Raw genomic sequence first — 14,472 nt, 5'->3', positions numbered from 1 at the left:
CACTGCTCTTCTCACGACCACGTTAACCGCTCACAGTCTACCAACGACGCATATCCTACGGCTATCCACATGGGCATGTATGCCAGCCATCTTGCCCTTGTTCCACATATCAAAGAGCTTATCGCGGCATTCCGCAAGAAGTCGGAAGAGTTTGCACACATCGTAAAGATGGGACGCACACAGCTCGAGGACGCTGTGCCGATGACTCTCGGACAGACCTTCTCAGGCTTTGCAAGCATACTCGAGGCAGAGCTGCTGCATCTCGACCAGGCTGCAGCCGACTTCCTTGAGGTCAACATGGGCGCAACTGCCATAGGTACGGGCATCTGCTCTGAGCCGGGCTACGCAGAGAAGTGTGTTAAGGCTTTGGCTGAGATTACCGGATGGGACATCACTCTCGCAAAAGACCTTGTGGGCGTAACCTCAGACACATCTTGCATGATAGGCTATATGTCAGAGCTGAAGCGCATCGCCGTTAAGATGAGCAAGATAAGCAACGACCTTCGCCTGCTGGCCAGCGGTCCGCGCTGCGGTTTAGGAGAAATCAATCTCCCGGCACGTCAGCCCGGTTCGTCAATAATGCCCGGAAAGGTAAATCCCGTTATTCCTGAGGTTGTAAGCCAGGTTGCGTTCAAGATTATCGGCAACGAGCTTTGTGTCACCATGGCCGGCGAGGCTGCCCAGATGGAGCTTAACGCCATGGAGCCTGTCATGGCTCAGTGCTGCTTCGAGTCAGTAGACCTTATGGCCAACGCATGCGACACACTGCGCACGCTCTGTGTTGACGGCATTACTGCCAACGAGGATAACTGCCGCCGCGAGGTTAACCGCAGCATCGGCATCGTTACAGCCCTCAACCCCTACATCGGTTACGAGCATTCTACAGAGATTGCCAAGAAGGCCATGGAGACAGGCCGCGGCGTTGTTGAGCTTGTGCTTGAGGAAGGAATACTTACTCAGGAAGATCTCGACACCATCCTTGATGCCAAGAACATGGTTCGCCCTGTTAAGCTCGACATCCACCCGAAATGCTAGTTTTGATGTTCCTGCTTTCTGCCTTTAACTTCGTTTAAGGGCTAAGTTGATATTTTCCGTGCCGTCCGGTTCCTTTCATGGGAATTTGGGCGGCACGTCCTTTTGTCATCTCTTATGGTGCGCAGCGTCTCTTTCGCCATGTGGCAGGCTGTGATACATGCCTGCTGATGCCTCTCTGCATCGTCTCAACAAGCCACTTGCTAAAACATGAAAATCAAAAGGCTGGTTTGGGCTTCAAAAACATGCCACTTTTGGGTGAAAAGTGGCCGAGTTACGATGCGTAAACGATAGGTTAATGATTTGAAACCTATACGCCTGATTTTGATTACAGTTTTTCTTTTCCCGCCTTTCTCTCTGAGCGTCCTTTAAGCATAATCGTGCTTTCTCCTTATGATTTTTTGCAGCTAATGGAGGCAGGCGCTGTTGCAGCCTGTCTGTTACCCCAAATCAGTCATTAGATTGCACGTAGCTTTATCAATTTTGTGCATTCCAGTTTTCAGCCCGTCTTTTTATTTCTATTGGCGCAAGGCGCTAAGCGCAAACCAAGTTCAGCGCAGGCTAATTAAACAGCATTTCCCGATAATCATTGTATTACAATGGTTTACGATAAAATGGAATGTTTGATGATATGTGGACGCACCTGAGGGCGTCCCTACATTGTACTACTTGGAGGCTTCAAAAGTTTTGTTGCTTCTTGTCGCAAGCACTACGTTGGCATTTGACTCTAACTGCTTGAACTCCTTTAACTTCGGCGTAGCCAGTCATAAGAGTGCTTGTGAAAAATTTAACGAAAATCTGCTCAATATAAAACAAAAATCCCGACCGAATCTTAATAACAGATTGGGGCTTTAATGTGATTCAAGTATAAATAGCCGGGATGTGAAATCTTATTCAGCGAATATTTTTATCCGTGGCATATAAATGAGAGGCGTGGCTTCTGATGTTCACTTTTGACATATTTTCAAAAAAACATTGCATTGATTTTGTTAAACCAATGATTTGCGTTATCTTTGCATAATATAAGCTGCATCTCGGCATAACGCTCAAACGTATCTTGGTGGCTTTGTTGTCGGGGTGCGTTATCATTCTGTTAATGACATGTTTAATTTTAAACAATAAAATATGGAACAAAAGTTTTTTATATATAACACTCTGAGCCGCCGTAAGGAGCTCTTTGTGCCTATCCACAGCCCCAATGTGGGCATGTATGTGTGCGGCCCTACAGTGTATGGCGATCCGCATCTGGGCCATGCACGCCCGGCGATAACCTTCGACATCCTGTTCCGCTACCTCAAGCATCAGGGCTATAAGGTGCGCTACGTCAGAAACATCACCGACGTGGGCCATCTGGAGCACGATGCCGACGATGGCGACGACAAGATAGCAAAGAAGGCACGTCTGGAGCAGCTCGAGCCTATGGAGATAGCACAGCACTACACCAACCGCTATCACGACGCCATGAAGGCGCTCAACGTGCTGCCGCCAAGCATTGAGCCTCACGCCACGGGACACATCATAGAGCAGGAGGAGCTGGTGAAGCAGATTATAGACAACGGCTTTGCCTATGAGAGCAACGGCAGCATCTATTTCGACATCGCAAAATATAACGAGAAATACCACTACGGCATACTGTCGGGACGCAACCTCGACGACGTTATCAACGCCAGCCGCCAGCTCGACGGTGTGGGCGAGAAGCGCAACCAGGCCGACTTCGCCCTGTGGAAGAAGGCGCAGCCCGAGCACATCATGCGCTGGCCGAGCCCCTGGAGCGACGGTTTCCCCGGATGGCACTGCGAGTGTACGGCCATGGGACGCAAGTATCTCGGCAACCACTTCGACATACACGGCGGAGGCATGGACCTCGTGTTCCCGCATCATGAGTGCGAGATTGCGCAGGCCGTGGCAAGCCAGGGCGACCAGATGGTGAAATACTGGATGCATAACAACATGATAACCATCAACGGACAGAAGATGGGCAAGAGCCTCGGCAACTTCATCACGCTCGAGCAGTTCTTCACGGGCAACCATCCGAGCCTCGACAAGGCTTATTCGCCCATGACGATACGCTTCTTCATCCTCTCTGCCCACTACCGCGGCACGGTAGACTTCTCTAACGAAGCCCTGCTGGCAAGCGAGAAGGGACTGGCCCGACTGATGTCAGGCATCGCCGACTTAGACCGCGTGCCCGTGTCAGACAAGTGCGACGCGCAGACCGAGGAGTTTGTGAAGAACCTGCGCCAGAAGTGCTACGACGCCATGAACGACGACCTTGCCACACCTCAGGTTATCAGCTATCTGTTTGAGGCCTGCGGAGTGGTCAACAAGCTGCTCGACCACAAGGCCACTATCTGTGCCGACTGCCTGAAGGAGCTTGCCGACACGATGCGCCTCTTTGCGATAGATCTGCTCGGACTGAAGGAAGAGAAGGGCAACTCGTCTGACGCACGCGAGGAAGCCTACGGCAAGGTGGTAGACATGGTGCTGAGCCTCAGAGCAAAGGCAAAGGCTGAGAAAGACTGGGCCACAAGCGACCGCATACGCGACGAGCTGGCTGCTGCCGGATTCGAGGTGAAAGACACCAAGGACGGCTGCGTATGGAGACTCGACAAATAATGTTGATGTCATGTTACTGAAACCTGTGATGTGTATGTCAGTCGTGCCTGCCAAATTCTTTGGCTGCGTTATGCCGGCCCGCAGCTTCAGCAGGGCATACGTATGATGCTTCTGTTTACACATCTTATATAATATATAAAGAGCAGCGGCATGTTGGCCGCCCGTTTCCTAAGGCATGCGTGCCGCTGCTCTTTCTTTCAAAAAAGTTTTTTATCCAATGCAGGATAGCCTCTTATGTGAGGCATTAACCAACAGAGGTCAGACTATGAAAAATATTGCTTACGTTTTGTCTTTATTGATGTTAACGCTCATGACGGCCTGTTCCGACCGTAAGGAGTATGTTATAGCCATGTCGCAGTGCAGCGAGGACATCTGGCGCGAAAAGCTCAACACCGAGATGCTTGCCGGCACTTATCTTTACGACAACGTCACGTTGAGGGTGGCCTCGGCCAACGACGACAACGTAAGGCAGACTGAGCAGATAAACGGCTTTGTAAACGATGGCGTCGACATCCTTATTGTCGCCCCAAACCAGATGAACACCGTTACGCCGGCCATCGAGAACGCATACAACAAAGGCATACCCGTAATACTTTTCGACCGCAAGACCGGTTCAGACAAATACACGGCATTTATCGGCGCCGACAACGTAAAGATGGGGCGCACCATGGGCGAGTATATCGCGTCGCGCCTTGGCGGCAAGGGGCGTGTCTTGGAGATTACGGGCCTTAAAGGCTCGTCGCCGGCCATAGAGCGCCATCAGGGCTTTGCCGACGCCCTGAAGCACTATCCGGGCATAGAGCTGGTGGCAGTGAGCAGCGGCACATGGATGCAGCAGAGCGGGCGCAAGGCCATGGAGGCCATGCTCGACAGCGTGGGCGGCAACATCGACTACGTGTTTGCACACAACGACCGCATGGCCCTCGGAGCGCGTCAGGCAGCCCAGGCACGCGGACTGGCAGGCCGCATAAAGTTTATCGGCATCGACGCCCTGCCGGGCAAGGGCGGAGGCATCGAGCTTGTGCGCGACGGCGTGCTCGACGCATCATATATCTATCCCACGCGCGGCGACATGGTAATGCAGCTGGCCATGAGCATTCTTGAGAAGCATCCCTACCAGCGCGAGAACCTGATGAAGACAGCCCTCGTAACCAAAGACAACGCCGAGGTGCTGCTGATGCAGGCCGAAGAGATGAACAAGCTAAACGACAAGCTCAACATGATGCACGACCGCGTGAACATGTATCTCACGCAGTACAGCCATCAGAAGGTCTACCTCATGATGTTCATCATCATCCTTGTGCTGCTGGTGCTCTCGTTTGTAGCCTTCTACCGCACCATCGTCGTAAAGCGGCGCATGCGCGAGGATGCTGCCAACGCCAAGCTGGTGTTCTTCACCAACATAAGCCATGAGTTCCGCACACCGCTCACTCTCATTGCCGACCCTGTCAGGCGCATGCTCGAGGCCGACAACCTGACCACGCAGCAGCGCTCCATGCTCTGCCTGGTAAGAAAGAATGTCGATGTCATGCTCAGACTTGTTGGCGAGATTCTCGACCTTCGCAAGATTCAGAACGGCAAGATGCAGCTCACCGTGAGCCGCTTCAACCTGTCGGACAGCGTAGGGCAGTGGGTGGCCAACTTTGCGCCGCTGGCCGACAGCAGGGACGTGGAGCTGAGCGTTGACTGCGCCCACGACATAAACATAGAGGCCGACCTGTATAAGATGGAGCGTATATGCTATAACCTTATCAGCAACGCCATAAAATACAACCGCAAGGGCGGCAGAGTGAGAATAAGTCTTGCTGCCGACGGCGGCATGGCACGCCTGACCGTAAGCGATACGGGCATAGGCATACCGCGCGACAAGATTAACCACGTGTTCGACCGCTTCTTCCAGGCATCAGCCGAAAACCGCGGAGGCACGGGCATCGGGCTTGCCATAGTAAAGGCTTTTGTCGACCTTCATCACGGACAGGTTACGGCAGAGGCCAACGCCGACGACGGGGCAACGTTTACGGTGAGTCTGCCGCTGACGCAGCCCGGAGAAACCATAGTGGAGCAGCCTGATGCAGCAGCTTTGGAGACAGGCGACAGCGTTCCGGCAGACATACCTATGAGCGGCGGCGTGGAGATGATGACGGCACAGGACGACGGCGAGCGCAAGTCGATAGTGGTGGTAGACGACAACAGCGACGTTAAAGACTATATCGTCAGCCTGCTCTCGGCCCACTATGATGTCAAGTGCGCGTCCGACGGCCGCGAGGGCCTCGCCTTGTGCGTCAAGTATGTGCCCGACCTGGTTATCTGCGACGTGATGATGCCCGTGATGGATGGTCTTGAGATGTGCCGCCGGCTTAAGGCGGAGACGGCCACGAGCCATGTGCCCGTCATACTGCTCACTGCCCGCACCTTCGACGACCAGCGCGCCGAGGGCTACGACTGCGGCGCCGACGCCTACATAACCAAGCCCTTCAGCAGCAACGTGCTGCTGTCGCGCGTGCGCAATCTGCTCAATGAGCGCATGAAACTGAAAAATATCTATTCGGGTGCCGAGGTAGAGGAGGACAAGGCTGCCGACGATCCCGATACACGCTTTGTGGCCGACTTCAGGCATCGCCTGAAGGAGCATCTGTCTGACTCAGAGCTCAATGTGGAGACTCTTGCCGCCGAACTCGGCCTTAGTCGCGTGCAGCTCTACCGTAAGGTGAAGCAGCTCACTGGTTCGTCGCCCGTTGAGATAATACGCATAACGCGCCTGAAGGCTGCCGAGCAGCTGCTGCGCACCACATCGAAGACCGTGTCGGAGATATCCTACGACGTAGGCTTCTCGTCGCCGTCTTACTTCACCAAGTGTTTTAAAGACTATTTCGGCCATCTGCCCAACGAGGGTCGCGGCGTGTAGTCGGCTTGTCAGATAAATATCAGTAAAAAATAATTATTGCGTGGTGTGTGTCAAAACTCCATTCTTAAAAAATATGAGCTGATAATTTGAAACTTGAGCATCTCCAAAAAGCTAAATAAAGGGTCGTATAATTACTCAATACAGAGTTTTATACGACCCTTTTTAGTGCTATGGTTATAATCTGTAACTTTGTAGAGTGCCCATTTTAGTTTTGACACACTCTCTTTTCATTCCCGGTGCCAACCAGACAAAACAAAACTTCTTAACCTCATATTTATCTTCGGGATTCGTCTGCATTATTGTTCGTCCTGTCTGCTCATTCCTGCCCTGCCGCCGTGTCCAGCCACGGCATATCTCTGTTGCCGCATCAAGGAATATAAAGAAAATGTTAATAAGTTTGTAGCCCTTTTAGGCTTTATTGGCCATGAAACGGGCAAAATAGGCCACAGAAATCGTACAAAGTATGTAAATTTTGTTACATGAACGAAATTTTTAATTCATTGGTATAAAATTGTTAACAGAAATTTCATAATCTAAATAATTTTGCTAGCGACAAAAGTCACGATAAACAATTTATTAAACCATAAAAACGCAGTAAAAATATGAAGAACATTAAACTAATGCTATCAAGCGTAAAGCGTATTGTGCTGTTCTTCGTCTTAATGAGTTTCGGCTTGTATGCCACGGCTCAGACAACGATGGAAGTCAGCGGTACGGTGAAAGACGATCAAGGTGAGACGGTTATTGGAGCCAGTGTGCTTGAAGAAGGTACGACAAACGGTGCTGTAACCGACATAGACGGAAACTTTAAATTAAAGGTGAAGGAAGGCGCCAAGATCAGAATTTCTTATGTAGGTTACAACACAGTGACGCTTCCGGCGCGTCAGAACATGGTTGTAAAGCTCGAGGAAGCCGGAAACATTATGGACGAACTTGTTGTAACAGGTTATACCACTCAGCGTAAAGCCGACCTTACAGGATCTGTGTCTGTAGTTTCGACAGACGACCTGAAGACAAGTCCGGATGCCGACCCGATGCGTGCATTGCAGGGCCGTGTTCCGGGTATGACTGTTACAGGCAACGGTTCGCCAATAGGAACAGGAACAGTAAGAATACGTGGTATCGGTTCGTTCAACTCTTCACAAGACCCGCTTTTCGTAATCGACGGTGTGCCAACAACAATGTCTCTCAACTCTCTTAACACTAACGACATTGAGAGCATGCAGGTGCTTAAGGATGCGGCTTCGGCTTCTATCTATGGTTCGCGCGCGTCTAACGGCGTCATCATTATCACGACAAAGCAGGGTAAGAAAGGCGGCAAGATGAAGGTTGACTTCTCTGCAAATCTTACGGCTTCGTTCTACACATCACAGTCATTGATGAACCTGTGTAACTCTGCCGAATATGCCACTGCAATGGCTCAGGCAGCCCTGAACGACGGAATAGACCCTGTTACATATGCAGCCAACTACGGACTTAATCTCAACGCCGCCAACGGAACCCCTATCACGGTATGGAATCCGGCAACAGAACAGTATGAGAATTATACTGTAAACGGCCGTTATGACGGATTTATCAACAGCGCAAAAACAATGAAATATTCAGATACAGACTGGCTTGACGAGATTTCGCGTACAGGCTTCTCTCAGAACTACGACCTGTCTATATCTAACGCAACAGACAAATATTCGGCATTATTCTCTTTAGGATACAAAAAGAACGAGGGTATATTGAAGTATACTTCGTTTGAGAATATTTCTGCCAGAATGAATTCTTCTTACAACATTAACAAGAATCTGACAGTAGGCGAAAACTTCACCATAACATGGTCGAGACAAGTTGACTGTGCGCCAATGGAGAATGCCTTGAAAATGGCTCCTATCGTGCCGGTATATGAGACTGACGGAACAACATTCGGTGGTCCTGTAGGAAGCATGTCCGACCGTCAGAACCCGCTCCGCGAGATGTATCAGAACCGTGATAACCATCTTGACTACTGGCGTCTGTTCGGTAATGCATACGTAGAGCTGAAGCCGATTGAAGGCCTTGTGCTCCGTTCAAGTTTCGGTATCGACTTCTATACATCTTTTATACAGTCGATGAATCATACATTCCATTCAGATATCGTCAACAACAACGTTGCAAGCACAACGCTCTCTAACAAGAATGATATGAACTGGACATGGTCTAACACAGCCACTTACAACTTTACGCTTGCCGACAAGCATGATTTCTCTGTTCTGCTGGGTGTAGAGTTGTCAAAGCAGAACTCTATCGACTGGTCTGGCTACAATGAAGGCTATGCACTCGAAGATCCTGACTATATGTGGCCTAACGCTGCAACAGGCACAGCCCGCGTTGCCGGCGCAATGGTAGGATACAGGCTCGCTTCTTTCTTCGGTAAGGTTGACTATAATTATGATGATCTTATCTTGGCTTCGTTCACGATGCGCCGCGACGGTTCTTCACGTTTCGGCAAGGGCAACCGCTGGGGTACATTCCCCGCAGCCACATTAGGCTTCCGTGTATCCAAACTGCTTGAAAAAGACTGGTTAGACGACTGGAAAATACGTTTGTCATGGGGTAAGACCGGTAACCAGGCTATAGACAACAACGCACAATTCGGACTGTATGTCGCTGATTATGGATTAGACCGTATAACCTCTACAGCCTATGACCTTTTCCTTCAGGGCTCGGGCACATTCCCTTCTGGATACCGTGCCACACAGCTGCCTAATGCAAACCTGAAGTGGGAGTCGGCCACACAATATAATATAGGTACAGACTTTACGCTGTTCCACAACATGCTCTATGGTTCTATCGACTGGTATATCAAGGATGTCGACGACATGCTTATCAATCCGGCATATATCGGTACAAAGGGCGAGGGTGGTGCAACATGGATGAATGGTCCTTCGCTGCGCAACTGGGGTATGGAGTTTATGCTCGGATACCGCAAGACACTGCCATGCGGACTTGGACTCGACATCAATGCCAACGCCGACTTCTTCCGCAACAAGGTTACATCTCTGCCCGAAACAGCAACAGGCTCTTATGCTCATACGTCTAAGGAGAATCTCGTAGAGTCAGGACAGCCTTATGGTTCAATAGTAGGATACGTTGTTGAGGGACTTTATCAGACACAAGAGGAAGTTAATGCATCCGGTCAGGCCAATGCGCGTGTAGGCGGACTTAAATACGCAGACCTCGACAAGAATGGTGTTATCAACTCTGATGACCAGGATTGGATCTACAATCCCGTTCCTAAGTTCTCTTATGGCATCAACATAGGCCTTACATATAAAGGTTTCGACCTGAGCATGTTCTGGCAGGGCGTTTACGACAAGGATGTTTATAACAACCAGAAATTCCAGACAGACTTTTGGGCTGTTACTGACGCAGGATCTAACAAGGGTAACCGACTGCTCAACGCATGGAACACCAACAATACCGGCTCAACCATCCCGAGGCTGTCAACGACCAATACAGCCGACGAAGGCCGCGCATCAAGCTATTTCGTTGAGAACGGATCTTATCTGAAACTGCGTACGCTGCAGGTGGGATACACATTCCCTTCAAGTCTTATTTCAAAGCTTAAGATGACAAGTGCACGCGTTTATCTTTCAGGCCAGAACCTGCTTACAATAAAGAGTTCAAGCCTTACATGTCCTGATCCGGAGAACCCGGACTGGAACTATCCGTTGTCAACATCACTCTCATTCGGATTACAATTAAGTTTCTAACATTTTAACGATTTATCAAAATGAAAAAGATATATAGCATATTAGCAGCATGCGTCCTGGGCCTTACGCTGACAAGCTGTGACGATTTTCTTGACTATACTCCTACTGCTGTGGTAGACGAGGATAAGGCCTTCTCTGATCCTGAAGGAATGGTTACCTCTGCTTACGCCATGCTCGGCGACTGCTGGTTCTCATATCCGTTTAATCTCTTTCCTTATGGAGACATAACGTCTGACGACTGTCTTAAGGGCGGAAGCGGACCTAATGATACAGGATATCATGCCATGGATATATGGACAACACTGACTTCTACCACTCCGGGTGAGATGGACGAGCTGTGGTATCGTCTTTATTGTGCCGTGTCTCGCTGCAACCGTGCATTGCTGTCACTTGAACGTAACGGCGAGAGCAAGCTCGGAGCCGAGACTACACGCCAGCGTGTGGCTGAGGTTAAATTCCTCCGTGGACATTTCTACTATAAGCTGCTCACCGTATTCCGTAAAATACCTTGGATTGATGAGAGGGTAGAAGACGACGGAACACAGGAGTCTGTAAGAAATGACCAGTACACTTATGAAGAACTCTTCGGCAAGATTATCAGCGACTTTAAGGTTGCTTACGATGTTTTGCCGGTAAAAGAGCCGGGACAGGACGGCCGTGCCAACAAGGTGGCAGCCGCAGCATACCTTGCAAAATGCTATCTTAACCTGGCATGGGGTAACGGATATGAAGCAGGTACAGGTGTTGACCACATCAACACAAACTATATGGACAGCGTTGTGATATACACCGACGAAGTTGTCAACTCTGATTATGGTTATCTCGAGGATTATGGCGACATTTTCCTTCCCGAATATAAGAACAGTAAAGAGTCTGTGTTTGCAGTACAGTGTTCTGACTATGAGGATGACCATACTACTTACGGCCGTGCCAACTGGTCGGTAATGCTTAACGGCTGCTGGGGTATGTGGTCTTGCGGATGGGATTTCCACAAGCCTTCTCAGAACCTCGTAAATGCCTTCAAGACAAAGGACGGTCTGCCAATGTTTGACAATTACAACGACAGTGTTGACTATCCTATCAACGGACAGCCTACTGCACAGAAGTGGGATCCGAGATTGTTCCATACTGTAGGAATGCCATCTTTCCCATACAAATACGAGAAGGAATATACGCAGACTATGGCTAACTCTCGCGACGCTACCGACTATGGCTATTATACATCGCTTAAGGAAGTTCCGCAGCGTTCTAAGGGTGAAACATTCAATGATTCATGGCAGGCTTTTGCAACAAACGACTATGTAATACGTTATACAGATGTCATGCTTATGCGTGCTGAAGCACTCATCGAACTTGGCCGTCTGTCTGAGGCCCGCGTCATCATCAACGATATCAGACGCCGTGCTGCCAACTCTGTGAACAAGCACATTGAATATGCTGCCGACCAGTGCCAGATAGCAGAATATCCTGTTTCTCCGTATTTCGACAACAAGGAGAACGCACGCAAGTGCCTGCGCTGGGAGCGCCGTCTTGAGATGGCTATGGAGAACGGACGCTTCTTCGACCTGCGCCGTTGGGGTGTTGCTTCTCAGACACTTAACGCTTACTTCGCAAGCGAGCAGAACTCTACATACAGCTTCTTCGACCACAACGGCAACGTGATGGAAGGCGCGCCAGTATCATACGATGAAAACGGCAATGTTACAAGTGCCAGGGAACAGCATTACGGACAGTATTACCGTGATGCTCACTTTACGGCAGGCAAGAACGAGTTCTTCCCGATACCTTATAATCAGTTGTTCTACATACCTGGATTATACACTCAGAATCAGAATTATGATTAAAGGATAATTGCCGGTTGCATTCATGGAATAGAAGATGATAGGTATTTTAAGTTGATGAAGATACATCCGGCGGATGTGCGGTGTATTTTGCATAAGATTTCGTGCGGATGTATCTTTTAAAGGTAATAAGATTGTTTTTAAAAGGATATTGCCAATATTGTATACATTGGTAAAATTATAATGACGGCGGTCGTGTAGGGGGAGGGGTGGGGAATGCTGGGGAGATGTAGGTGCAGCGTGCAGGAATGCTGACGACATTGCAGATTCATAAAGGATACAGCATAACAGAAGAGTGTGCCTTGTTAAGTGCTGAAACGTATTTTGAACAAATAACAGCTCTGATCAGAACCTGCAAAATATTAACCGTTCCGTCTTGAATAGAGAAAAATTTTTAGGATATATAAAGAATATAATCATGAAAATAAGAAACATACTTGTAGCATTACTTCTTGGAACAGTCTCTTTTCAGGTGGCTGCACAGAATTGTAATGTGTCTTTCCTGAGCAAGTCGCATTGTATTATGCGCGCTGAGGGCAATAGCCGCTACGTGCTGCTGCCTGTGCAGGAGTCATCAGAAATAGCCAATGTCAAAGTGATTGTTGACAATAATGTTGTAAAGACATTGAACGTAAAGCTTGCCACAGACAATATAGACTATTACGTTCCGCTGGACATCTCGAAGCTTGACGGCAAGAAGGTGTTGTTCGACTTCCATGTAAACGGAGTTGACGGCAAGCCTACGGCAATGAAGGATTATGCCTGCTGGAAAAACATTTCTTATGCCGACACCTTTGACACTGCCAACCGCGAGAAGTTCCGTCCTGCATATCATCACACGCCTGCATACGGCTGGATGAACGACCCTAACGGAATGTTCTATAAAGACGGCGTATACAATCTTTATTATCAATACAATCCGTACGGTTCACAATGGGAGAACATGACCTGGGGACACTCCTCAAGCCGTGACCTCGTAAACTGGACCGACGAAGGCTTGGCCATTGAACCCGACGGCCTTGGCACAATCTTCAGCGGCAGCTGCGTGGTTGACAAGGACAATACCGCCGGGTTTGGTGCCGGAGCCGTAGTGGCATTTTACACCACGGCAGGCGAGAACCAGACGCAGAGCATGGCCTACAGCACTGACAACGGAAAGACATTTACCAAATATGACGGCAACCCAATTCTGACTGCCGACGTGCCAGACTTCCGCGACCCGCACGTGTTCCGTCACGAAAAGAGCGGCCGCTGGATTCTGATTCTGGCAGCAGGGCAGGAGATGCGCATATACTCTTCGGCCAACCTGAAAGACTGGACCTATGAGAGCAGCTTCGGCAAGGACTACGGATGCCATGAGGGCGTGTGGGAGTGCCCCGACCTCTTTGAACTGCCGGTTGAAGGCAAGAACTACAGCAAGTGGGTGCTTGTGTGCAACATAAACCCCGGCGGACCTGCAGGCGGCAGCGCCACACAGTATTTCACCGGAACATTCGACGGCCACAAGTTTACCTGTGACACAAAGCCCGATGTTACAAAATGGGCCGACTATGGCAAGGACAACTATGCCGGAGTAACTTTTGACAACGCTCCCGACGGACGCCGCATAATGATAGGCTGGATGAGCAACTGGCAGTATGCCAACCAGGCGCCAACACAGCAGTATAGAAGTGCCAACACCATTGCGCGCGACCTGTATCTCTATACAGACGGAACGACAGAATATCTGGCCTCGAAGCCTTCTGTAGAGAACGAGAAAATGAGAGGAAAGGCTGCCGTGAAGAAGAATATTTCAGGCTCGAAGACCATAAGCAAGATGTTCAGCAAGCCGCGCGGCACCTATGAGGTGGTGCTCACTCTGGGCAATGACAATGCCGGCAACGTTGAGCTTGTGCTCTCTAACACAAAGGGCGAGAACGTAAGCATGATGTATGATGCAGTCAAAGGCACACTGAGCTTCGACCGCCGCAAGAGCGGAAACGTTTCGTTCAGCGACCAGTTCCCTGCCGTGTCTGTGGCCCCCGTTGTAGGATCTAAGCTCAACGAACTGCGCCTTTATGTAGACAACTGCAGCGTTGAGGCCTTTGCCAACGGCGGACGCTCGGTTATGACCAACCTCGTGTTCCCGTCAGAGCCATACAACAGCATATCAGTTAAGTGCGACGGCAAGAAGAAGTCGGCCTCGCTCGTTGTATATCCTTTAAACAAATAACTTATGAAACCAACCAAGACCATATATCTCATCCCTGTGATGTTCTGCTTCTTTGCCATGGGCTTTGTCGACCTTGTCGGCATCGCCTCCAACTACGTGAAGTCAGACCTTGGGCTGAGCGAC

General features: G+C 49.7%; 5 protein-coding genes and 2 pseudogenes (1 of these 7 only partly in view). All 7 read left to right on the top strand.

The features are described from left to right. Positions 1 to 1,035, top strand: a pseudogene (locus QVO66_RS05675) (aspartate ammonia-lyase) (it extends 427 nt beyond the left edge of the window). 1,122 nt (positions 1,036 to 2,157) lie between these two features. Next, the gene (gene cysS / locus QVO66_RS05670; RefSeq protein ID WP_021854452.1) at positions 2,158 to 3,648 is read left to right on the top strand and encodes a cysteine--tRNA ligase; all 1,491 of its coding nucleotides are present in this window, start codon (positions 2,158 to 2,160) and stop codon (positions 3,646 to 3,648) included. 265 nt (positions 3,649 to 3,913) lie between these two features. Continuing rightward, a complete protein-coding gene (locus QVO66_RS05665; protein ID WP_288172654.1) occupies positions 3,914 to 6,553 on the top strand; it encodes a substrate-binding domain-containing protein in 2,640 nt (879 codons plus the stop codon). Between the two features lie 698 nt (positions 6,554 to 7,251). After that, the gene (locus tag QVO66_RS05660) at positions 7,252 to 10,296 is read left to right on the top strand and encodes a SusC/RagA family TonB-linked outer membrane protein (protein WP_394330564.1); all 3,045 of its coding nucleotides are present in this window, start codon (positions 7,252 to 7,254) and stop codon (positions 10,294 to 10,296) included. A 20-nt stretch (positions 10,297 to 10,316) separates the two neighbouring features. After that, positions 10,317 to 12,140: a RagB/SusD family nutrient uptake outer membrane protein gene (locus QVO66_RS05655; RefSeq protein ID WP_021854449.1), complete on the top strand. Its 1,824-nt coding sequence runs from the start codon at positions 10,317 to 10,319 to the stop codon at positions 12,138 to 12,140. Positions 12,141 to 12,555: 415 nt separating this feature from the next. Continuing rightward, positions 12,556 to 14,349, top strand: coding sequence for a DUF4980 domain-containing protein (locus tag QVO66_RS05650; RefSeq protein WP_021854448.1), 1,794 nt, complete (start codon positions 12,556 to 12,558; stop codon positions 14,347 to 14,349). A gap of 3 nt (positions 14,350 to 14,352) precedes the next feature. Beyond that, positions 14,353 to 14,472 (top strand): annotated as a pseudogene (locus QVO66_RS05645) (MFS transporter); the annotation flags it as partial.

This window comes from Prevotella sp. CAG:255, from assembly GCF_000431195.1.
Lineage (GTDB): Bacteria > Bacteroidota > Bacteroidia > Bacteroidales > Bacteroidaceae > Prevotella > Prevotella rara.
This window is presented reverse-complemented; position numbering and strand designations above follow the sequence as displayed.

Bases quoted from the DNA above. Each gene is read 5' to 3' on its own strand.
- cysS (WP_021854452.1), top strand. From the start codon at position 2,158: ATGGAACAAAAGTTTTTTATATATAACACTCTGAGCCGCCGTAAGGAG.
- QVO66_RS05665 (WP_288172654.1), top strand. From the start codon at position 3,914: ATGAAAAATATTGCTTACGTTTTGTCTTTATTGATGTTAACGCTCATG.
- QVO66_RS05660 (WP_394330564.1), top strand. From the start codon at position 7,252: ATGGAAGTCAGCGGTACGGTGAAAGACGATCAAGGTGAGACGGTTATT.
- QVO66_RS05655 (WP_021854449.1), top strand. From the start codon at position 10,317: ATGAAAAAGATATATAGCATATTAGCAGCATGCGTCCTGGGCCTTACG.
- QVO66_RS05650 (WP_021854448.1), top strand. From the start codon at position 12,556: ATGAAAATAAGAAACATACTTGTAGCATTACTTCTTGGAACAGTCTCT.